This window comes from Kitasatospora sp. McL0602 (assembly GCF_052076145.1).
In the GTDB taxonomy this organism is placed as follows: Bacteria; Actinomycetota; Actinomycetes; order Streptomycetales; family Streptomycetaceae; genus Kitasatospora.
Genome location: NZ_CP197246.1, coordinates 5,163,845 through 5,185,423 on the forward strand (window position 1 = coordinate 5,163,845; position 21,579 = coordinate 5,185,423).

Genomic DNA, 21,579 nt, shown 5'->3' on the forward strand with positions numbered 1-21,579 from the left:
TACGGGCGTTGCGCTCCTCGCCGACCTAGCCTCCTGGTACGTGCAGGTGGCTTCCGAGGATGGCTGATGAGCGCAACGCCCGAGGTCAGGACCCTGGAGGCCGACGCCCCGTCGGCCGAGCCGCCCGGGGCGGGGGTGACGGCGCTGAGGCTGGGCGCCGCATGCGCCGGGGCGGCTCCGGCGGTGGTGCTCCGGTTGGCCGGTGTGCACCTTTCGCCGGTGCCGGGGATGGCCGTCTACGGGGTCGGCGTGCTGGCGGCCGCGCTGCTGCTGATGTGGGCCGCCGAGACGGCACGGGCTGACATCGCCGGCCCGCTGGCGCTGGCGCTGCTGGCGTTCATCGCGGTGCTGCCGGAGTACGCCGTCGACCTGTACTTCGCGTACACGGCGGGCAGCAGGCCGGAGTACGCCGCCTATGCCGCGGCCAACATGACCGGCGCGAACCGGCTGCTGGTCGGTGTCGGCTGGCCGCTGGTGGCGCTGGCGGCCTACTTCGCCGCGCGCCGCGCCGGGGTGCGGCCGGGGGTGGTGCTGCGCGAGCACCGGCGGATCGACGTGGCCTTCCTGGGGGCGGCCGCGCTCTTCGCCTTCGTGATGCCGCTGAGCCGGGAGATCTCCTGGCTGGTGGCCGTGCTGCTGATCGCCTGGTACGGCTACTACCTGTACCGGATCGGGCGGTGCAGCGAGACGGACGAGGAGGAGCTGGTCGGGGTGCCCGCCCGATTGGCCCAGCTCCCGGTGACCCGGCGCAGGGCGACCACCGTCGGGGTCTTCGTGCTCGCGGCCGGGGTGGTCTTCGCCTGCGCCGAGCCCTTCGCGACCTCGCTGGTGGACGCCGGCGCCTCGCTCGGCATCGACCGGTTCCTGCTGGTGCAGTGGCTCGCTCCGCTGGCCTCGGAGGCACCGGAGCTGATCGTCGCGGTGGTCTTCGCCTGGCGGCTGCGCGGCGACGACGGCCTCGGGGCGCTGCTCTCCAGCAAGGTCAACCAGTGGACGCTGCTGGTCGGCTGTCTGCCGCTGGCCTACGCGGCGGGCGGCGGTGCGTGGTCGCTCCCGCTGGTGGAGCGTCAGGTGGACGAGGTCATGCTGACGGCGGCCCAGACCGTGCTGGCGGTGGTGCTGCTGCTGGACCTGCGGTTCCTGCCCTGGAAGGCAGGGCTGCTCTTCGGCCTCTTCGCCGTCCAGTTCGCGCTGCCCGGGGAGAACGCCCGGCTGGTCCTCGCCTACGTGTACCTGGGGCTCGCGCTGCTGGCCCTGACACAGCGCCTGCGCGAGCTGCGGCCCACCGCGCTGGCAGTCACCGGCCGGATCGACGGGGACCGGCACTAGCTTCGGAAGCCTTGGGCGCGACTACTCCGGGCCGAGGGGCCATTTTTCGCCGTGCACTGGGTATGGGCGTACGCAGCAGGGACGGGTGAGGGGCGGGGCGCGGAGGGGGAGAGCGCGGCGAGTCCTGAATGCGCCCTTGTTGTGCTAGCACCTTGGCGCTAGCTTGAGGTATGGCCAAGAAGCAGCTGAATGTCCGGGTGGACGCCACCACCGCCGAGATGGCCCGTGAGCGGGCGGAGCAGCAGGGGATCAGCATGAACCAGTACATCGAACGGCTCGTCCAGCAGGACATGGGCGAGGCGGGGCGGCTGTTCGTCGAGAAGGCCGCGCAGTTCATGAAGGAGTACGAGACGGCGTTCCTCGCCGAGTTCGGCGAGCGCGGGCAGGCCGAGCTGCAGGACGTGCGCCGTTGAAGCTTGAGGTCGACCTCTCCTGGCTGCTCATGACAGCCGAGCAGTACACCCCGGGTGATCCCCAGGTCACCGACTACGGATCGCTGTTGGCGGGCGTGGCCCGGCACCAGGCCGACATCTTCGACATCGCCGTCTACCCCGAGCCGCAGGACCGTGCGGCGGCGCTGATGCACCAGCTGATCCGCGTCCCCGCGCTGGAGCGCAACAACGAGCTCTACGCCACCGCCGTCGCCTACGCCTACCTGTCGGCGAGCGGCTGCTCCGTCGCCACCACCGCCCGCGAGGTCCGCAGCCTGGCCCGCGCCATCCGCGAGGGCAAGCTCGGCGTCGGCGGAGTGGCCGAACGGCTGGCCACCTGGGTGGTCGACGAGCCGGAGGGGGAAGGCGTCAGCGGCGAGGACGACGGGGAGGAGGGCGAGTCCGAGTAGCTACGCTGGGGGCCCACACCCCCACGCGAGGAACGACGGACGTTGCTGCAGGACATCGAGCGCTACCTGGCCTGCCCGCACTGTGCACAGGGGCTCACCCTCGACGGGCGCACGCTGCGCTGCGCGGCGGGCCACAGCTTCGACCAGGCCAAGCAGGGCTACGTGAGCCTGCTCGCCGGTGACGCGCACACGGGCACCGGCGACACCGCCGACATGGTGGCCGCCCGCAGCGACTTCCTCGCCGCCGGGCACTACCGCCCGATCGCGGACGCCCTTGCGGCGGCGGCCGGGACGCCCCTCGGGGACGACGGGCTGGTCGCCGACCTCGGGGCCGGTACCGGGTACTACCTGGCCCAGGTGCTGGCCCGGACGGGCGGCGCCGGGGCCGCGCTCGACATCTCCAAGTACGCGCTGCGCCGGGCGGCCAAGGCGCACCCGAGGATCGGCGCCGTGGTGTGCGACGCCTGGCGTCGGCTGCCGCTGCGCGACGGCTGCGCCGATCTGCTGCTCAACGTCTTCGCGCCGCGCAACGGCCCCGAGATCCGCCGGGTGCTGCGCCCCGGCGGGCGGCTGCTGCTCGTCTCGCCGACCTCGCGGCACCTGCGGGAGCTGGTCGCGGCCCTGGGCCTGCTCTCGGTCGACGAGGACAAGGAACGGCGGATCGACGAGAAGCTCAGCCCCTGGCTGACCCGGACGGACCGGGTCGAGGTCGAGTTCCGGCTGAGCCTCTCCCGGGCGGACGCCGCAGCCGTCGTCGCGATGGGCCCGAACGCCTGGCACACCGACGCCGACCGGCTCACGGCGACGCTCGCCGAGCTGCCGGAGCCGGTCGAGGTGACCGGGTCGGTGCAGGTCGCGACCTACTGCTGAAGCGTTTCGGCAGCCCGTCGGGCCGTCAGGCGGGCGGTCCGTCGGGCGGTCTACTCGTTGTGATGAACCTCCCGAGCAGGCACGTTTCGCCTCCTCCGACGGAGGCTAAGGTCCCCCGAGTGACCAGCGAAGCTCTCAAGTCCGCCGTCCGTCCCGTCCTTCGCCCCACCGTCGAGGAGCTCCGGCTCACCTCCTTCAAGTCGTACCGGAGGACGACCCTGCCGCTCTCCCCGCTGACGGTGCTGTACGGCCCGTCGGGCGTGGGGAAGTCGAACGCGCTGGACTCGCTGGCGGTGCTCTCCCGGCTCGCGCTCGGCGAGCCGATCGGCCCGTCGCTGGACGGCGTCGGCGGCAGCTCGGGGCCACTGGCGACGCCCGTCCGGGGAGGGCTGGCGGGGTGCGTGCCGCACGGCCGCAACGCGATCATCCTCGGCTGTACGGTGCGCTCCGCCGCCGGGCCGATCCGGCTCGAACTCGTGGTGCGGACGGACGGCCCGGTACGGGTCGCCCGAGAGTGGCTGACCTGCGACGGGCGGACGCTGATCGAGACCGGCGAGCAGGACGTGGCGAACGGCAAGATCAACGTCACCTGGCACAACGACACCCGGCAGGGCGACATCAGGGCGCCCTTCCCGAACAGCACCCTGATCACCAGTCAGATCCCGCTGCGGGTCGCCGGGTCGTCACCCGGCGAGCGGATGGTGCTCGCGGCCGGCGAGCACCTGCTCACCGCGCTGCGCGAGGTCTTCCCGCTGCACCCCGTGCCCGCACAGATGCGGGACTGGGCCAAGCCCGACCCGGACGCCCGGCTGCTCGGCAGCGCCGCCAACATCTCCGCCGTGCTGGCCCGGCTGAAGAGCGAGTGCACCCGGCGGTACGGGCGGCTGCTCAAAGCCGTCCAGGCGGCGGCGCCGCACCCGCTGCTCGGCCTGGACGTCGCCCGGCGCGGCCCCGAGGCGCAACAGCGGTTGCTCGCCGTCTTCGACGAGGGCGTCCTCGGCCGGACGGGCGCCGACCAGGCCTCGGACGGCATGCTCCGGCTGCTCGCCTTCGCCGCCGTGCTGCTCACCGGCGCGGGCGTGCTGGACGTCGACCCGGCCGGGGACATCCCCTCGGCGCACCGTCAGCTCACCGTGCTCGCGGAGGACCTGGGCGCGGGGCTCGCGGCGGAGCAGACCGCCGCGCTGCTGCGGGTCGCCCGGGAGGTGTGCGACCGCGAGGACGTCCGACTGCTGGGCGCGCTGCAGGACCCGGGCGCGGCCCGGGAGGCGGGCGGCGTGGAGCTGATCGAGTGCCGGCGTGACTCGGCCACCGGGCACAGCGTGCTGCGGCCGGAGACGCCCCGGGTGCCGGCGCAGTCGGCGGGGGCGTCCGACTGAACCGTGGCGGGGAGCTGCTGCGGTGCGGTAGATCTTGGGGCGTGAACGATCGAGGGACGGATGCGGGGGCAGGTGTGGGGTCGGACGCGGGGCTGGACGCTGGGTCGGTGCCGGGTGGCGCGCCGTCGTTGACGGAGTTGCAGCGGCGGTTGACGGAGTTCGCGGCCGCGCGGGAGTGGCAGCAGTTCCACGTGCCGAAGAACCTGGCGGCGGCGTTGAGCGTCGAGGCGGGGGAGCTGCTGGAGATCTTCCAGTGGCTCACGCCCGAGCAGGCGGCGGCCGTGATGGACGACTCGGAGAACGCGCACCGGGTGCGGGACGAGGTCGCGGACGTGCTGGCGTACCTGTTGCAGTTCTGCACGTCGGTCGGGGTCGACCCGGCGGCGGCGCTGGCAGCGAAGATCGAGCGCAACGAGCTCCGGTTCCCGGTGCCGGGGCGCGGGGCGGGTGGGGACGCAGGCTGAGTGCTGCGTCACTCGATCGGCCCAACGGAGGGCTGCTTGTTCGTCCGTGTGGGGGACATGAGTTATCCACAGGGGTGGGTTGTCCACAGGATCTGACGGGTTGCTGCGCGCAGCCTTGCTTCGCAGCACGCTTACGCCGTGAACGACCGCCGGAGACGGCGGCCCGACGTGAGCGAAGGGAGCGGCGAGCCATGGAAGCGCTGCGACTGATCAAGACGGCCCGGCATGCCCTGGCCGAGGCCAGGAGTGTGCCGGACGTGCTGACCGAGGCCTGGCAGGCCGGGATGCTCACCGAGACGATCGGGGCCCGGATCGCCGAGTCGGAGAACGGGGAGATCAGCGCCCTCGGGCAGCTCCTCTGTGATGCGGGGGCGCACGCCGTGGGCTCCATGGACCAACCGTCGCTGCCCGCCGGTTCGGGGGTGGGCGACGGTGGCGAGGAGCCGGATTGGAGCCGCGCCGACTGGACGGGCGCGGGCCGGGCCGGGCGGCTCGGAGAACTCGGCGAGCTGGAGCCGGTGCTGGAGGAGCTCGGGCGTCTGCTCCATGACGTCGCCGAGACCCTGGTGGTGCTGGCCTGCGGGGCGGAGGGGGAGAGCCTCTACTGGCGCTGCATCGACGGTGTGGATGCCGGGTCGGAGTGCAAGGACCTGGTCGCGGAGCTGCTCCGGACGATCCGTCGTGAGCCCTCGGACGACGCGGACGTGGACATCCTGGCTTGCCTGGACGTCGACTCCGCGCGGCCGGGCCCGGACCGTGTGAGGTCCGGGCCGGGGGCCGATCAGGAGGCCGAGGCCGACGCGCCGCTGAGTGGCGTACCGATACTGCTGGTGCCGCTGCGTCCGCCGGTCGCGGGGCGGGCCTACCAGCCCGGCGTGGCCGAGCCGGTGGAGCGGTCGGCCGGTTCCTTGTCCTCCGGGGTCCGGGTGCCGGACGACTGCAGGTCGGCGTCGAGGCCGGCCAGGTCGGCGTTGACGGAGTTGAGCAGTTCCTGCATCTGTTCCAACAGGCTCTTGGGCGCACCTGCGGACGCCGTGGGCGGTGGTGTGACGGGTGTCTCGGACCAGGGCTCGGACATGAGGGGGCCCCTCCAGCTCGGTAGCGCGGTGTGAGTTGTCAGGACAGAGACCGGGCGGACGCCCGGCCAGCGGCCCCGTCGGTGCAACGAACCGTCCCGGTGGCGGTCACGGAGGACCACTCGTAGAGGTCCAACCCCCGTCGCTGGTCAGCCCCAGGAGTGACACCGGGTTTGCGACACACCGGAGGGCTCGGCTAGCGCGCGAGCCCGGGAGAGCCGAAACCCCCGGCCGTCGGTGCGACGGCCGGGGGTCGGGGGAGAGCGGAGGTCAGTTGTGCGCGTGCAGCTCAGCGTTGAGGCCGCCCCACGAGCCGGACCGGGCGATGACCTCGACGGCGCCGCTCTGCGAGTTCCGGCGGAAGAGGAGGTTGTCCTGCCCGGAGAGCTCGACCGCCTTGGCGATCTTGCCGTCCGGGGTGGTCACCCGGGTGCCCGCGGTGACGTAGAGGCCGGCCTCGACCACGCAGTCGTTGCCCAGCGAGATGCCGATGCCCGCGTTCGCGCCGAGCAGGCAGCGCTCGCCGACGGAGACGACCTGCTTGCCGCCGCCGGAGAGGGTGCCCATGATCGAGGCGCCGCCACCGATGTCGCTGCTGTCGCCGACGACGACGCCCGCACTGATCCGGCCCTCGACCATCGAGGTGCCCAGGGTGCCGGCGTTGAAGTTGACGAAGCCCTCGTGCATGACGGTCGTGCCGACCGCGAGGTGGGCACCGAGCCGCACCCGGTCCGCGTGCGCGATCCGGACGCCGCAGGGGGCGACGTAGTCCGTCATGCGGGGGAACTTGTCGATCCCGTAGACGGCCAGCTGGCCGCCCTGGGCACGGACGGCGAGGCGGGCCTGCTCGACCTTCTCGACCGGCACCGGGCCGATGCTCGTCCAGGCGACGTTGGCGAGCAGGCCGAAGAGGCCGTCCAGGTTCTGCCCGTGCGGCTTCACCAGACGGTGACTCAGCAGGTGCAGGCGCAGGTACGCGTCGTGCGCGTCGAGCGGCTTCTCGTCCAGGGAGGAGATCGTGGTGCGCACCGCGACGACCTCGACGCCCCGGCGTGCGTCGGCGCGGAGGGCCTCGGAGGCGCCCGGACCGAGCTCGGCCTCGGCCTCGGCGGCGTTCAGCCGCACGGTGCCGGCCGGGCCGGGGGCCGTAGCCAGCTGCGGTGCGGGGTACCAGGTGTCGAGGACGGTGCCGTCGGCAGCGATGGTCGCCAGACCGGAGGCGGCAGCGCCGTTTGCGAGGGTGGAGGTATCAGCAGTCACATCGTGCACGTTAACGAATCCCGGGCCCCGTTGCCGAACACGCCCACCGTGCGGACACGGGCCGGCAGGACAAAACCCGGTGTCACGGAGAGCGACCCTGGGCAATACTCGGACGGGTGTTCATCTCGATCTCCACCACAGGTACGGCCGAACGCCCAGCCACTGACCTGGGCTTTCTGCTCCACAAGCACCCCGACAAGGTGCAGCGGTTCGCCACCTCCCACGGCGAGGCCCACGTCTTCTACCCCGAGGCGACCGAGGCGGTCTGCACGGCAGCCCTGCTGCTGGACATCGACCCCGTGGCGCTGGTGCGGCGGGGGCGGGGCAAGGGCCGTGGCGGCTCCCCCGCCAACGGGAATGCTGCTGGCGCGCTCGCCCAGTACGTCAACGACCGCCCGTACGCCGCGTCCTCGCTGCTCGCGGTGGCGCTGCGGACGGTGTACCGGACGGCGATGAAGGGCGTCTGCGAGACCAGGCCCGGCCTGGCCGAGCAGCCGCTGCCGCTGCGGATCTCGTTGCCCGCCGTGCCCGTCAAGGCGGCGGGGGAGGGCGCCGAGGGGCAGTCCGGCAGTGGGCCGGCCGCCCTGGTGCGGCGGCTGTTCGAGCCGCTCGGCTGGCGGGTGGACGCGGAGTCCGTCCCGCTGGACGACTCCTTCCCCGAGTGGGGCGACTCCCGGTACGTCCGGGTGGAGCTCACGGGGACGGTCCGGCTGGCCGAGGCGCTCCAGCAGCTCTACGTGCTGCTCCCGGTGCTGGACGACTCGAAGCACTACTGGGTCGCGCCGGACGAGGTGGACAAGCTGCTCGCCGCAGGTGAGGGCTGGTTGGGCGGACACCAGGAGCTGGCCCTCATCACCCGCCGCTACCTGGCCCGCCGCTGGTCGCTCGCCCGGACGGCGATGGCGCGCCTCGAACTGGCCCGGCTCGCCGAGGCCGACGACCGCGAGGCCGAGGAGATCGACAACGCCGTGACCGACGAGAGCGGGGAGGAGACGGAGGCGGAGGAGGCACAGGCTTCGGACGGGCAGGGTTCGGACGAGAAGCCGCCGACGCTTGCCGTCCAGCGCCGCCGGGCGATTCTCGCGGCGTTGGCCGAGACCGGTGCCGCCCGTGTCCTGGATCTCGGCTGTGGGCAGGGTGAGCTCGTCGCGGCCCTGCTCAAGGAGACCCGGGTCACCGAGGTGCTCGGAGTGGACGTCTCCGTCAGGGCCCTGACGACGGCCGCCCGAAAGCTGCGCCTCGACCGGATGACGGAGCGACAGGCCGCTCGGGTCAAGCTCGTCCAGGGCGCGCTCACGTACACCGACACCCGGCTGAAGGGCTACGACGCCGCAGTGCTCTCCGAGGTGATCGAGCACCTCGACCTGCCACGACTGCCCGCTCTGGAGTACGCGGTCTTCGGCGTCGCCCGCCCGGCGGCGGTGGTCGTGACCACACCCAACGTCGAGTACAACGTCCGCTGGGAGAGCCTCCCGGCCGGGCACGTCCGGCACTCCGACCACCGCTTCGAGTGGGACAGGGCGCAGTTCCTGGCCTGGGCGGAGCGGGTCGGCCGGACGTTCGGCTACACCGTCACCGTCCGCCCCGTCGGCCCGTACGACGAGGAGGTCGGCGCGCCGACCCAGCTCGCCCTGTTCCGGGCAGCCACCGGCACCAACGCAGACACCAACGCAGACACCACCACCGAGACCACCACCACCGAAGGGAGCGTGCCCCGATGACCGACGCTGACACTGACACCGACACTGATGCGACCCCGGCGCAGGACGCGCCGCCCACCCGCCGCCTCCCCGTCACCGACGTCTCGCTGGTCGTCCTGATCGGCACCACGGGCGCGGGCAAGTCCAGCTTCGCCCGGACGCACTTCCGGCCGACCCAGGTGGTCTCGTCCGACTTCTGCCGTGGTCTGGTCGCCGACGACGAGAACGACCAGTCGGCCTCGGCCGAGGCGTTCGAGGTGCTGCACTACATCGTCGGCAAGCGGCTCGCGGCCGGCCGGCTGACGGTGGTGGACGCCACCAACGTCCAGCCGGAGGCGCGCAGGCAGCTGGTGAAGATCGCCCGGGAGCACGACGTGCTGCCGATCGCGATCGTGCTCGACATCCCGCCCGCCGTCTGCGCCGAGCGCAACCGGCACCGGCCGGACCGGCAGCTGCCGCCGCACGTGATCCCGCGTCAGCAGCGCGAGCTGCGCCGTTCGCTCAAGGGGCTGGAGCGGGAGGGCTTCCGCAAGGTGCACGTCCTGCGGGGCGAGGCCGAGGTGGCCGCCGCCGAGATCGTGCTGGAGAAGCGCTTCAACGACCTGCGTCACCTCACCGGCCCGTTCGACGTGATCGGTGACATCCACGGCTGCCGCTCCGAGCTCGAGACCCTGCTAACCCGCCTCGGCTACACCCTCGGCCGGGACGAGCAGGGCCGCCCGGTCGACGCCGTCCACCCGCAGGGCCGTACCGCCGTCTTCGTCGGTGACCTGGTCGACCGTGGCCCGGACAGCCCGGGTGTGCTGCGCCTGGTGATGGGGATGGTCGCCGCCGGTCACGCCGTCTGCGTGCCCGGAAACCACGAGAACAAGCTCGGCCGCTGGATGGACGGCCGCAAGGTCACCGTCTCGCACGGCCTCCAGGAGACGCTGGACCAGCTGGCGGGGGAGAGCGAGGAGTTCCGCGCCCAGGTCCGGACGTTCATCCGCGACCTGGTCAGCCACTACCTGCTCGACGGCGGCAACCTGGTGGTCTGCCACGCCGGTCTGCCGGAGAAGTACCACGGCCGCGCCTCCGGCCGGGTGCGCTCGCACGCCCTCTACGGCGACACCACCGGTGAGACCGACGAGTACGGCCTGCCCGTGCGCTACCCGTGGGCGGAGGAGTACCGGGGCCGGGCGCTGGTGGTCTACGGCCACACCCCCGTGCCGACCGCGAGCTTCGTCAACAACACCATCTGCCTCGACACCGGCTGCGTCTTCGGCGGCAGCCTGACCGCCCTGCGCTACCCCGAGCGCGAGCTGGTCGCCGTCGAGGCCGAGCAGGAGTGGTACGCGCCGATCCGCCCGCTGCACACCGACGCGCCCGGCGGGCGGGAGGGCCGCCCGCTCGACCTGGCGGACGTCTCCGGGCGGCGGATCGTCGAGACCGCGCTGCACGGCCGGGTCTCCGTCCGGGAGGAGAACGCGGCTGCCGCGCTGGAGGTGATGAGCCGCTTCGCGCTGGACCCGAGGCTGCTCACCTACCTGCCGCCGACGATGGCCCCGAGCGCGACCTCCCGTCGCGAGGGCTACCTGGAACACCCGGAGGAGGCGTTCGCCGCCTACCGGGAGGACGGCGTGCGGCACGTCGTCTGCGAGGAGAAGCACATGGGCTCCCGCGCGGTCGTGCTGGTCGCGCGGGACGGCGCCGCGCTGGAGAAGCGGTTCGGGGTCGAGGGCCCCGGCGCGATCTGGACCAGGACGGGCCGGGCCTTCCTCAGTGACGAGGAGCTGACCGACGCGGTGCTGGAGCGGGTCCGGGCCGCCGCCGAGCGGGCCGGGCTGTTCGAGGAGCTCGCCACGGGCTGGCTGCTGCTCGACGCCGAGCTGATGCCGTGGTCGCTCAAGGCCGTCGAGCTGCTGCGCCGTCAGTACGCGGCCGTCGGCGCGGCGGCGGGCTCGGCGCTGCCGGTGGTCCTGGCCGCGCTGGAGCAGGCGGCCGGGCGGGGCCTGGAGCTCGGTGAGCTGACGGCTCGCCAGCGGCAGCGCGCGGCGGACGCCGAGGCGTTCACCGCTGCCTACCGGCGGTACTGCTGGCCGACCGAGGGCCTGTCGGGCATCCGGCTGGCGCCCTTCCAGGTGCTGGCGGCCGAGGGGGCCAACCTCGCCGTGCGCCCGCACGACGAGCACCTCGCCTGGATCGACCGGCTGGTCGACGCGGACGATCCGCAGGCCCCGATCCTGCGCTCGACCGGCCGTCTGCTCGTCGACACCGCCGACGAGGAGTCGACGGCCGCCGGTGTCGCCTGGTGGGAGGGCCTGACCACGGCGGGCGGAGAGGGCATGGTGGTCAAGCCGCTCAGCTCTCTCGCCCGCACCGAGGGCAGGGGCGGGCCGGGTGGCCTGATCCAGCCCGGCATCAAGGTCCGGGGCCGGGAGTACCTGCGGATCATCTACGGTCCCGACTACACGCGGTACCTGGACCAGCTGCGCCAGCGCTTCCTCGGCCACAAGCGGTCGCTCGCCCTGCGTGAGTACGCGCTCGGCCTGGAGGCGCTGGACAGACTGGCCGCGAACGAGCCGCTCTGGCGGGTGCACGAGGCCGTCTTCGCGGTGCTGGCACTGGAGTCGGAGCCGGTGGATCCACGGCTCTGAACGCCCCGGGCTCCTGGGGGGAGAGGGATTTCTGCATACAAATTCCGAGCATCGTATACACTTCCCGTCTCGGTATCCCGTCCCGCCCCCTCTCATCCCAGGAGCCCGGTATGGCGTTCAACCTCCGGAACAGGCACTTCCTCAAGGAGCTCGACTTCACTCCGCAGGAGTTCCGCTTCCTGCTGAGCCTCTCCGCGCAGCTGAAGGCCGCCAAGTATGCCGGGACGGAGCAGCCGCGCCTGCGCGGCAAGAACATCGCCCTGATCTTCGAGAAGACCTCCACCCGCACCCGGTGCGCCTTCGAGGTGGCCGCCCACGACCAGGGCGCCGGCACCACCTACCTGGACCCGTCGGGTTCGCAGATGGGTCACAAGGAGTCGATCAAGGACACCGCCCGGGTGCTCGGGCGAATGTTCGACGGGATCGAGTACCGGGGCCACGGGCAGGAGGTCGTGGAGGAGCTGGCGGCCCACGCCGGCGTCCCGGTCTGGAACGGGCTCACCGACGAGTGGCACCCGACCCAGATGCTCGCCGACGTCCTGACCATCCAGGAGCACAGCGTCAAGCCGCTCTCCGAAGTGACCCTGGCCTACCTCGGGGACGCCCGCTGCAACACCGGCAACTCACTGCTCGTCACCGGCGCTCTGCTCGGCATGGACGTCCGGATCGTCGCGCCCAAGCAGCTGTGGCCCACCGCCGACGTGCAGAAGGCGGCCGAGCAGCTCGCCGCCACGACCGGCGCCCGGATCACCCTGACCGAGGACGTTGCGGCGGGGGTGGCCGGCGCCGACTTCCTCTACACCGACGTCTGGGTCTCGATGGGCGAGCCCAAGGAGGTCTGGGCCGAGCGGATCGCGCTGCTGAAGCCGTACCAGATCTCGATGGACACCCTCCGGGCGACGGGCAACCCGGCCGTGAAGTTCCTGCACTGCCTCCCGGCCTTCCACGACCTCGGCACCGCGATCGGCCGTCAGATGTACGAGACGACCGGGATGTCGGAGCTGGAGGTCACCGACGAGGTCTTCGAGTCCAGCCACTCCGTCGTCTTCGACCAGGCGGAGAACCGCCTGCACACCATCAAGGCCGTCCTGGTCGCGACGCTCGGCTCCTGACCGGCGGCGGGCGGCTTCAGCGGTCTCAGCGGTCTCAGCGGTCTCAGAGGTCCACGTCCACGCAGGCCACCCGGTCGGCCGGGCCGTGGGCCCCGGCCGGGGTGCCCGCGTGCAGCACGATCGAGCGGGCCTCGCCGGGCCGGAAGCTCCAGGGCACCTCGGCCGTGGCCGTGCCCGCGCCCTGGTCGTCGGTCCGGACGGCCATCCGCAGTTCGTTGCGGTCGTTGGCGTACGCCGGGTCGGTGGAGGGCTGCACCGGGTCGACCTGGTCCTGGTAGTGCGGGCCCGAGGCGGCCGCCTCGGCGCCGCACCGCCCGGTGTGGGCGTGCGCGGGGAAGGTGCGCCCGGCCGCCACGCCCGTCAGTTCCACCTCGACGGTGGTGCGGCCCTCCGACCGGAGCACGGTGACGTGGACGTGCGAGCCGTAGGGCACCAGATCGGGGGCGTAGCTGATCGCCGCCGGGGGCACGAAGGCCGAGGCCGGGTCGAAGTCCGCCTCGACCACCGTCCAGGGCGAGGCGACGGACGGCAGCAACGCGAGCGGCAGCAGGGCGGCGGGCAGCAGAGCCATCGGTACGGGCCTTTCGGGTGGGACGGGCAACTCAGCCCACGGTGACCGCCCGTCCGCGCACCCGTATGCCGACCTGCCGGGAAGTCACCCGGACGAGTCGGCCGGAGGAGCCGGCCGCCGGGCGGCGCCGATGCCGCGGATCTCGCAGCGGGGCCCGCTGGCCCGCATCAGCCGCAGGTCGGCGGTGATCAGGGGGGCCCCGAGCAGTTCGGCGACCGCGACGTAGGCGGCGTCGTCCGGGGTCAGGTTGTCCTTGAGCTCCCAGATCCGGCCGAGCAGGGGCGCCAGTTCGACCTTCCGGAAGGGGAGGCCGGGCAGCTGGGCCGCCACGGCCGCGACCTGCTCGGCCGTGTTCTCCTTTGCCAGGTAGCGCCCGCGCAGGGACTGCATGACCTCGATCAGCAGGTGCTCCGGGGCGGCCCAGTCCTCGTCCGCCGCCAGGGCGGCCCGCGCCGCGTCGCCTCGGGCGCCGCCGTCCGCGAGCGAGAGCACCAGGGCGGAGGCATCGACGACGATCATGGGCGGCTCCGGGGCGGCAGGAGTGGGGCGGGCAGGGCGTGCCCACCGTAGCGGGGGAGGAGCTGACAGAGAGCGGACGGCGGCCCGGATACCGGGGCATGCCTGACGCCACACTCACATGTGCATGCACTATGGTTTATCTCGACATCGAGATAACTCCGCGCTATGGTTTATCTTGACGTCAAGATACTTGCCGAGAGACGCACGCTCACGGTTCAGGTGCGAGATTAGCTAAGGCTTACCTTACCATCGCGCCCGCGTGAAGCGTCCGCGTCCAGTGCCCAGCACGAAGCACCTAGAAGGAGTCAGTCGTGTCCGCGAACAGCTTCGACGCCCGCAGCTCGCTGCAGGTGGGCGACGAGTCGTACGAGATCTTCAAGCTCTCCGCCGTCGAGGGTTCCGAGCGGCTGCCGTACAGCCTCAAGGTGCTGCTGGAGAACCTGCTCCGCACGGAGGACGGCGCGAACATCACCGCCGCCCACATCAGCGCCCTGGGTGCCTGGGACGCCACGGCCGAGCCGAGCGAGGAGATCCAGTTCACGCCGGCCCGCGTGATCATGCAGGACTTCACCGGTGTGCCCTGCGTCGTCGACCTCGCCACCATGCGTGAGGCCGTCAAGGAGCTGGGCGGCGACCCGGCGAAGATCAACCCGCTGGCCCCCGCCGAGCTGGTCATCGACCACTCGGTCATCGCCGACAAGTTCGGCACCAAGGACGCGTTCACCCAGAACGTCGAGATCGAGTACGGCCGTAACAAGGAGCGCTACCAGTTCCTGCGCTGGGGCCAGACCGCGTTCGACGAGTTCAAGGTCGTCCCCCCGGGCACCGGCATCGTCCACCAGGTCAACATCGAGCACCTGGCCCGCACCATCATGGTCCGCGGCGGCCAGGCGTACCCCGACACCTGTGTCGGCACCGACTCGCACACCACCATGGTCAACGGCCTGGGCGTGCTGGGCTGGGGCGTCGGCGGCATCGAGGCCGAGGCCGCGATGCTCGGCCAGCCGGTCTCGATGCTCATCCCGCGCGTCGTCGGCTTCAAGCTGAGCGGCGAGCTCCCGGCCGGCGCCACCGCGACCGACCTGGTCCTCACCATCACCGAGATGCTGCGCAAGCACGGTGTGGTCGGCAAGTTCGTCGAGTTCTACGGCGCCGGCGTCACCGCCATCCCGCTGGCGAACCGCGCCACCATCGGCAACATGTCGCCGGAGTTCGGCTCGACCTGTGCGATCTTCCCGATCGACGTCGAGACCATCAATTACCTCAAGCTCACCGGCCGCAGCGAGCAGCAGCTCGCGCTGGTCGAGGCGTACGCCAAGGAGCAGGGCCTCTGGCACGACCCGTCGGTCGAGCCGGTCTACTCCGAGTACCTCGAGCTGGACGTCTCCACCGTCGTCCCGTCGATCGCCGGCCCGAAGCGCCCGCAGGACCGCGTGATCCTCGCCGAGGCCGCGACCCGCTTCGCCGAGGCGCTGCCGACGTACTCCGCCGAGGCCAGCAAGCCGACCGCCGTCACCGCCCCCGACGGCAGCACGTACGAGATCGACAACGGCGCGGTCGTGATCGCCTCGATCACCTCCTGCACCAACACCTCCAACCCCTCCGTCATGCTGGGCGCCGCCCTGCTGGCGAAGAAGGCCGTGGAGAAGGGCCTGCACGTCAAGCCCTGGGTCAAGACCACCCTGGCCCCCGGGTCCAAGGTCGTCATGGACTACTACGAGAAGGCCGGCCTGCTCCCCTACATGGAGAAGCTGGGCTTCAACCTGGTCGGCTACGGCTGTGTCACCTGCATCGGCAACTCGGGCCCGCTGCCCGAGGAGGTCTCCAAGGCCGTCAACGACGCCGACCTCGCCGTCGTCTCGGTGCTGTCCGGCAACCGCAACTTCGAGGGCCGGATCAACCCCGACGTCAAGATGAACTACCTGGCCTCGCCGCCGCTGGTGGTCGCCTACGCCATCGCGGGCTCGATGAACGTCGACATCACCCGTGACTCGCTCGGCAAGGACGCGGACGGCAACGACGTCTTCCTCGCCGACATCTGGCCGTCGGAGCTGGAGATCGAGGAGACCGTCGCGGCCTCCATCGACCAGGACATGTTCGCCAAGGACTACGCGGACGTCTTCGCCGGTGACCACCGCTGGCAGTCGCTGCCCATCCCGACCGGCAACACCTTCGAGTGGGACGCCGAGTCCACCTACGTCCGCAAGCCCCCGTACTTCGAGGGCATGGCGAAGACCCCGAGCCCGGTGACCGACATCGCCGGTGCCCGCGTGCTCGCCAAGCTGGGCGACTCGGTCACCACCGACCACATCTCCCCGGCCGGCAACATCAAGCCGGGCACCCCGGCCGCGCAGTACCTCACCGAGCACGGTGTCGAGAAGCGCGACTTCAACTCGTACGGTTCCCGCCGTGGCAACCACGAGGTGATGATCCGCGGCACCTTCGCCAACATCCGCCTGCGCAACCAGATCGCGCCGGGCACCGAGGGCGGCTACACCCGCGACTTCACCCAGGCCGACGCGCCGGTGTCGTTCATCTACGACGCCGCGCAGAACTACCAGGCCGCCGGCACCCCGCTGGTCATCCTGGCGGGCAAGGAGTACGGCTCCGGCTCGTCCCGTGACTGGGCCGCCAAGGGCACCGCGCTGCTCGGCGTCAAGGCCGTCGTCGCCGAGTCGTACGAGCGCATCCACCGCTCGAACCTGATCGGCATGGGCGTTCTGCCGCTGCAGTTCCCCGAGGGCCAGACGGCCGACTCGCTGGGCCTGACCGGCGAGGAGACCTTCTCGATCTCCGGCGTCGTCGCGCTCAACGAGGGCGGCATCCCGCAGACCGTCAAGGTCACCGCAGGCGACGTCACCTTCGACGCGAAGGTGCGCATCGACACCCCCGGCGAGGCGGACTACTACCGCAACGGCGGCATCCTGCAGTACGTGCTGCGCAGCCTGATCGGCTGAGTGCGCGAGTAGTACGGCGGCCGGGCCGTCCCACCCCCACGGCGGGGAGGGGCGGCCCGGCCGTCTTCGTGCTACCACGGAGGTATGAAGCCGGACCCGTGGTCGATGATCCACAGTGAGCGGCGCGCTCTGCTCGCCGATGTCGCGGAGCTCTCCGCCGAGCAGTGGCGGACGCCGTCGCTCTGCGCGGGGCGCACGGTGCGCGACACGCTCGCGCACATGGCGGCGACGGCGCGGATGACCCCGCCGGGCTTCTTCTCGCGGATGGCCAGGGCCGGCTTCCGGTTCGAGGTGATGACGGCCCGCGAGATCGCCGAGCTGACCGGCGGCACGACGCAGCAGACCCTGGACGCCTTCGCGGAGCAGCTGGACTCCGTCAGCCACCCGCCCGGCCCGGACGACAGCTGGCTGGGCGAGACGGTGGTGCACGCCGAGGACATCCGCCGCCCGCTGGGCATCGCCCACGACTACCCGATGGCGGCGTTGACCCGCTGCGCCGACTTCTACCGCCGCTCCAACCTGCTGATCGGAGGCAAGCGCCGGGCCGCCGGGCTGACCCTGCGGGCGACGGACACCGACTGGCGGGCGGGCGACGGGCCGGAGGTCAGCGGCCCGATGCTGCCCCTGCTGCTGGCGGTGACCGGCCGCCGGGTGGGCCTCGCCGAACTCTCGGGCGAGGGGCTGCCCTCGCTCACCGCGCGGATGTAGGGAGCGCGCTCTTGAATGCCCGTCGGCGCACGGCTCTTGTGCAGTCGGGCTCCAATGGACTAAACCTCTGATCAGCTTGGTCTGGACCATTCCAGGTCGACTTTGACGCTGCCTCAGAGAGAGCCACGGGTCTTCTCGTATGCGTACACCCAGCCGTACACCCAGCCGTACCTCTGCACTGCTCGCTGCCGCCACGCTGGCGGCCCTTCTGGCCGCCCCTGCGACCGCCCAGGCTGCCGATGCCGCCGCCGCCCAGCACCACGGCCTCCAGGGGCAGCGGGTCGGGTACTTCACCCAGTGGGGCATCTACAGCGGGTTCTCCGCCAAGAAGGTGCAGACCTCCGGGCAGGCCGGCAAGCTCACCGTCCTCAACTACGCCTTCGGCAACGTCTCTTCGGACGGCACCTGCTTCGAGGCCAACGCCGCCGGGGTCGGCGACGCCTGGGCCGACTACCAGCGCCCGGTCGGCGCCGACGAGTCGGTGGACGGCACGGCCGACGCCGACGCACAGCCCGTGAAGGGCAACTTCAACCAGCTGCGCAAGCTCAAGGCGGTCAACCCGCAGCTCAAGGCGGTGATCTCGCTGGGTGGTTGGAGCTGGTCCAAGTACTTCTCCGACGCGGCCGCCACCGACGCCTCGCGCCGCAAGTTCGTCTCCTCCTGCCTCGACCTCTACCTGAAGGGCAATCTGCCGGGCGTCGCGCCGGGCGCGGCGGCCGGGGTGTTCGACGGGATCGACATCGACTGGGAGTACCCGGGAGGGGGCGGCGACCCCGGCAACGTCGTGCGCCCCGAGGACGGCCGCAACTACACGCTGCTGATGCAGGAGTTCCGCCGCCAACTGGACACCCTGGGCGCCGTGGGCGGCAAGGAGGGGAAGGGCGGGAAGCACTACCTGCTCACCGCCGCCGTCCCTGCCAACGAGACCAAGGCCGACCGGCTGGAGATCCCCAAGGTCGCCAAGGCCGTCGACTGGCTCAACCTGATGACGTACGACCTGCACGGCACCTGGGAGACGGCGACCGACCACAACGCCAACCTCTACTCCGACAGCGCCGACACCGCTGCGGACAACCGCAGTTACAGTGCCGACCGGGTCGTGCAGCACTACCTCGACCGTGGCCTGCCGCCCCGCAAGGCGGTGCTCGGCGTGCCGTTCTACGGCTACGGCTGGACGGGCGTCCCGGCCGGGAGCAAGTACGGCCTGTACCAGACCTCGACCGGCCCGGCCCGGGGCGGGAACCTGCCGTACAACCAGCTCAAGGACCTGCCCGGCACCGTGCACTACGACTGGCTGCACGGCGCGACCTGGAAGTACGACGGCACCGAGTTCTGGTCGTACGACACCCCCGAGCTGCTCACCCGCAAGGCGCGGTACGCGAGTTGGAACGGGCTCGGGGGCGTGATGGCCTGGGCACTGGACAACGACGACGCGCAGGGCTCGCTGGTGTCCGCACTGGACAAGGGGCTGGAGGGCTGACAGTGAGCGGGGCGCAGAGCAGTGCCCTGCGCCCCGCTCGATGCGTCAACCGCGGTCGCAGGCCTGCGCCTTGAGCGCACGCGCCAGGTCGTCGCGGCCCTCCAGGACGAGCCGCCGCAGCGCCGGGGCGGCCTGCGGGTGGCCGGTCAGCCAGGCGTCGGCGGCGGCCAGCGTGGCTTCGGTGGTCTGGAGCCTCGGGAAGAAGCCGCCGACGATCCGCATCGCGATCTCGATGCTGCGCTGCGCCCAGACGGACTCCAGCAGCTCGAAGTACGGCGTCAGGTAGCCGGCCGTCAGCCCGCGCTGACCGGCCTGGGCGAAGCCGGCGATGTTGGCCTCGACCAGCGCGTTGGGCAGCGCGTCGGAGTCGACCACGGCCGACCAGGCGGCGGCCTTGGCCTCCGGGGTGGGCCGGGCGGCGAGGCAGTGCGTCAGGTGCTGCTTGCCGCTGGCGGTGTTGTCGCGCTCCAGCTCGGCGCGCAGCTCCGCCTCCTCGGCCTCACCGGCGGAGGCCAGGGCGAGCCAGAGCTCCCAGCGCAGCTCCTGGTCGATCTCCAGCCCGTCGATCCGCGCCGTGCCCGCGAGCAGGCCACGGACTAGCTGGAGGTGCTCGGTGCCGACGGTGTGGGTGAGGAAGCGGGCCCAGGCGAGCTGGTGGTCGCTGCCCGGCTCGGCGGCGCGCAGCTCGCGCAGGACGCCCTCGGCGAGCATCCGCGCGCCCTCGGCCTGCCACTCGGGCGCGGCGTAGAGGTCGAGCGCCCCCTTGGACTGCTGGTGCAGCGACTGGAGCACGCCGATCTCCGACTCCGTCCCGGCGAAGCGCAGCACCAGGTCGATGTAGTCGCGGGCGGGCATCACGCCGTCCCGGGTGAGGTTCCAGATGGCGGACCACGACAGCGCGCGCGCCAGTGGATCGGCGATGGAGCCGAGCGAGCTGCGGAGGGTCGCCAGCGAGTGGTCGTCGAAGCGGATCTTGCAGTACGTCAGGTCGTCGTCGTTGAGCAGCACCAGCGCCGGGCGCGGCCGCCCGGCCAGCTCGGTGACGACCGTGCGGGCACCGGTGACGTCCAGCTCGACGCGCTGGGTGCGCACCAGCGTGCCGTCCTCGGCCCGGTCGTAGCAGCCGATCGCGAGGCGGTGCGGCCGCAGGGTGCCGCCGTCCTGGGCGACGGCGAACTCGGTGATCCGGCCCTCGGAGTCGGTGGAGATCTCGGGGGTGAGCAGGTTGACGCCGGAGGTCTGCAGCCAGGCCGCCGCCCAGGCCGTCAGGTCGCGGCCGCTGGTCTCCTCCAGGGCCTCCAGCAGGTCACCGAGCACGGTGTTGCCGAAGGCGTGCCGCTTGAAGTACTGCCGGGCGCCCTCGAAGAACGCGTCCCGTCCGACGTAGGCGACGAGCTGCTTCAGCACCGACGCGCCCTTGGCGTAGGTGATGCCGTCGAAGTTGAGCTTGGCGTCCTCCAGATCGCGGATGTCGGCCGTGATCGGGTGGGTGGTGGGGAACTGGTCCTGCCGGTAGGCCCACGCCTTGCGCCGGTTGGCGAAGGTGATCCAGGCGGCCTGGTACTTGGTGGCCTCGATCTGCGAGAACGACCCCATGAAGTCGGCGAAGGACTCCTTCAGCCAGAGGTCGTCCCACCACTTCATGGTGACGAGGTCGCCGAACCACATGTGCGCCATCTCGTGCAGGATGACGTTGGCGCGGCCCTCGTACGCGGCCTCGGTGACCTTGGAGCGGAAGACGAACTCCTCGCGGAAGGTGACGCAGCCCGGGTTCTCCATCGCGCCGATGTTGTACTCCGGGACGAAGCACTGGTCGTACTTGCCGAACGGGTACGGGTAGTCGAACTCGTCGTGGAAGAAGTCCAGGCCCTGCTTGGTGACGGTGAGGATCTCGTCCGCGTCGAAGTAGGGGGCCAGCGACTTGCGGCAGGTCGCGGCGAGCGGGATCTCCAGCGTGCTGCCGTCGGTCAGCTTGCGGCTGTAGTGGTCGCGCACGACGTGGTACGGGCCGGCCACCACTGCGGTGAGGTAGGTGGAGATCGGCCGGGTCGGCGCGAACTGCCAGACCCGGGTGTCGCCCTCGGCGGTGATGTTCTCGTGGACGCCGTTGGCGTAGACGTCCCAGGCGGCCGGGGCGGTGACGGTGAAGGTGAACGGCGCCTTCAGGTCGGGCTGCTCCAGGGTCGCGAAGACCCGGCGGGCGTCGGCCGGCTCGAAGTGGGTGTAGAGGTAGGTCTCGCCGTCGGCCGGGTCGACGAAGCGGTGCAGGCCCTCGCCGGTGCGGCTGTACGCGCAGTCCGCCTCGATCACCAGCAGGTTCCGCTCGGCCAGGCCGTCGAGCGCGACGCGGGCGCCGTCGAAGACCACCGCCGGGTCGAGCTCGCGGCCGTTCAGGCTGACGGACCGGACGGCCGGCGCCAGCAGGTCGACGAACGTCGCCGAGCCGGGGGCGGTGCAGTCGAAGGCCACCGTGGTGGTCGACTTGAAGGTGGCCACGGCCGGGTCGACGGCGGAGGCCACGTCGAGGTGGACGTGGTAGCTGTCCACGGTGAGGATGTCGGCCCGCTGCTGGGCTTCCTCGCGGCTCAGGTTCTTACCCGGCACGGGCGGTACTCCTTTGTCCGGCTCGCACGCTGTGTTGGCGCTGGGAGGTCTTCCCGGAGGGCATCCTTTCACG

17 protein-coding genes are annotated in these 21,579 nt (G+C 71.7%); 13 read left to right on the forward strand and 4 right to left on the reverse strand.

Features of this window, described 5'->3' with window-relative positions:
- Positions 1-66 precede the first annotated feature (66 nt).
- The 7 genes from ACR68M_RS23505 to ACR68M_RS23535 all read left to right on the forward strand — a co-directional run bounded on the left by ACR68M_RS23505 (position 67) and on the right by ACR68M_RS23535 (position 5,995).
- Complete coding sequence (locus tag ACR68M_RS23505) at positions 67-1,329, forward strand: hypothetical protein (protein ID WP_441246083.1); 1,263 nt, start codon at positions 67-69, stop codon at positions 1,327-1,329.
- A gap of 170 nt (positions 1,330-1,499) precedes the next feature.
- Positions 1,500-1,742 carry a toxin-antitoxin system HicB family antitoxin gene (locus ACR68M_RS23510; protein ID WP_441246084.1) on the forward strand — a complete coding sequence of 81 codons (243 nt, stop codon included), beginning with the start codon at positions 1,500-1,502 and terminating at the stop codon, positions 1,740-1,742.
- Positions 1,739-2,170, forward strand: coding sequence for a fic family toxin-antitoxin system, toxin component (locus tag ACR68M_RS23515; protein ID WP_441246085.1), 432 nt, complete (start codon positions 1,739-1,741; stop codon positions 2,168-2,170). The genes ACR68M_RS23510 and ACR68M_RS23515 overlap by 4 nt, the downstream gene beginning before the upstream one ends.
- 42 nt (positions 2,171-2,212) lie before the next feature.
- Entirely contained in the window at positions 2,213-3,040 is an 828-nt protein-coding gene (locus tag ACR68M_RS23520; RefSeq protein WP_441246086.1) for a putative RNA methyltransferase, read from the forward strand.
- 119 nt (positions 3,041-3,159) lie between these two features.
- The gene (locus ACR68M_RS23525) at positions 3,160-4,419 is read left to right on the forward strand and encodes an AAA family ATPase (RefSeq protein ID WP_441246087.1); all 1,260 of its coding nucleotides are present in this window, start codon (positions 3,160-3,162) and stop codon (positions 4,417-4,419) included.
- Between the two features lie 128 nt (positions 4,420-4,547).
- Complete coding sequence (locus ACR68M_RS23530; RefSeq protein ID WP_441251695.1) at positions 4,548-4,883, forward strand: nucleotide pyrophosphohydrolase; 336 nt, start codon at positions 4,548-4,550, stop codon at positions 4,881-4,883.
- Positions 4,884-5,074: 191 nt separating this feature from the next.
- Positions 5,075-5,995 (forward strand): DUF6099 family protein, encoded by a 921-nt coding sequence (locus ACR68M_RS23535; protein WP_441246088.1) that lies wholly within the window; start codon positions 5,075-5,077, stop codon positions 5,993-5,995.
- A 234-nt stretch (positions 5,996-6,229) separates the two neighbouring features.
- Here ACR68M_RS23535 and dapD read toward each other — a convergent pair whose 3' ends face one another.
- Positions 6,230-7,219, reverse strand: a complete 990-nt coding sequence (dapD, locus tag ACR68M_RS23540) for a 2,3,4,5-tetrahydropyridine-2,6-dicarboxylate N-succinyltransferase (protein WP_441246089.1) — start codon at positions 7,217-7,219, stop codon at positions 6,230-6,232.
- A gap of 116 nt (positions 7,220-7,335) precedes the next feature.
- Between dapD and ACR68M_RS23545 the strand changes: the two genes are divergently transcribed.
- From ACR68M_RS23545 to argF, 3 genes are all read left to right on the forward strand, one after another.
- Positions 7,336-8,940, forward strand: coding sequence for a 3' terminal RNA ribose 2'-O-methyltransferase Hen1 (locus tag ACR68M_RS23545; protein ID WP_441246090.1), 1,605 nt, complete (start codon positions 7,336-7,338; stop codon positions 8,938-8,940).
- Positions 8,937-11,555, forward strand: coding sequence for a polynucleotide kinase-phosphatase (locus ACR68M_RS23550; protein ID WP_441246091.1), 2,619 nt, complete (start codon positions 8,937-8,939; stop codon positions 11,553-11,555). Before ACR68M_RS23545 ends, ACR68M_RS23550 begins: the two co-directional genes overlap by 4 nt.
- A 110-nt stretch (positions 11,556-11,665) precedes the next feature.
- Entirely contained in the window at positions 11,666-12,667 is a 1,002-nt protein-coding gene (argF, locus tag ACR68M_RS23555) for an ornithine carbamoyltransferase (protein ID WP_441246092.1), read from the forward strand.
- A gap of 43 nt (positions 12,668-12,710) precedes the next feature.
- On the opposite strand, the gene ACR68M_RS23560 is transcribed toward argF, so the two are convergent.
- A complete protein-coding gene (locus ACR68M_RS23560; protein ID WP_441246093.1) occupies positions 12,711-13,238 on the reverse strand; it encodes a superoxide dismutase family protein in 528 nt (175 codons plus the stop codon).
- 84 nt (positions 13,239-13,322) lie between these two features.
- Entirely contained in the window at positions 13,323-13,757 is a 435-nt protein-coding gene (locus ACR68M_RS23565) for a type II toxin-antitoxin system VapC family toxin (protein ID WP_441246094.1), read from the reverse strand.
- Positions 13,758-14,068: 311 nt separating this feature from the next.
- Between ACR68M_RS23565 and acnA the strand changes: the two genes are divergently transcribed.
- The 3 genes from acnA (at position 14,069) to ACR68M_RS23580 (ending at position 18,902) form a co-directional block, all read left to right on the forward strand.
- Positions 14,069-16,714 (forward strand): aconitate hydratase AcnA, encoded by a 2,646-nt coding sequence (acnA, locus tag ACR68M_RS23570; protein ID WP_441246095.1) that lies wholly within the window; start codon positions 14,069-14,071, stop codon positions 16,712-16,714.
- Between the two features lie 84 nt (positions 16,715-16,798).
- Positions 16,799-17,422: a maleylpyruvate isomerase family mycothiol-dependent enzyme gene (locus tag ACR68M_RS23575; protein WP_441246096.1), complete on the forward strand. Its 624-nt coding sequence runs from the start codon at positions 16,799-16,801 to the stop codon at positions 17,420-17,422.
- 139 nt (positions 17,423-17,561) lie between these two features.
- Positions 17,562-18,902: a glycoside hydrolase family 18 protein gene (locus tag ACR68M_RS23580; protein WP_441246097.1), complete on the forward strand. Its 1,341-nt coding sequence runs from the start codon at positions 17,562-17,564 to the stop codon at positions 18,900-18,902.
- A gap of 45 nt (positions 18,903-18,947) precedes the next feature.
- On the opposite strand, the gene pepN is transcribed toward ACR68M_RS23580, so the two are convergent.
- A complete protein-coding gene (gene pepN, locus ACR68M_RS23585) occupies positions 18,948-21,506 on the reverse strand; it encodes an aminopeptidase N (RefSeq protein WP_441246098.1) in 2,559 nt (852 codons plus the stop codon).
- Positions 21,507-21,579: the final 73 nt, after the last annotated feature.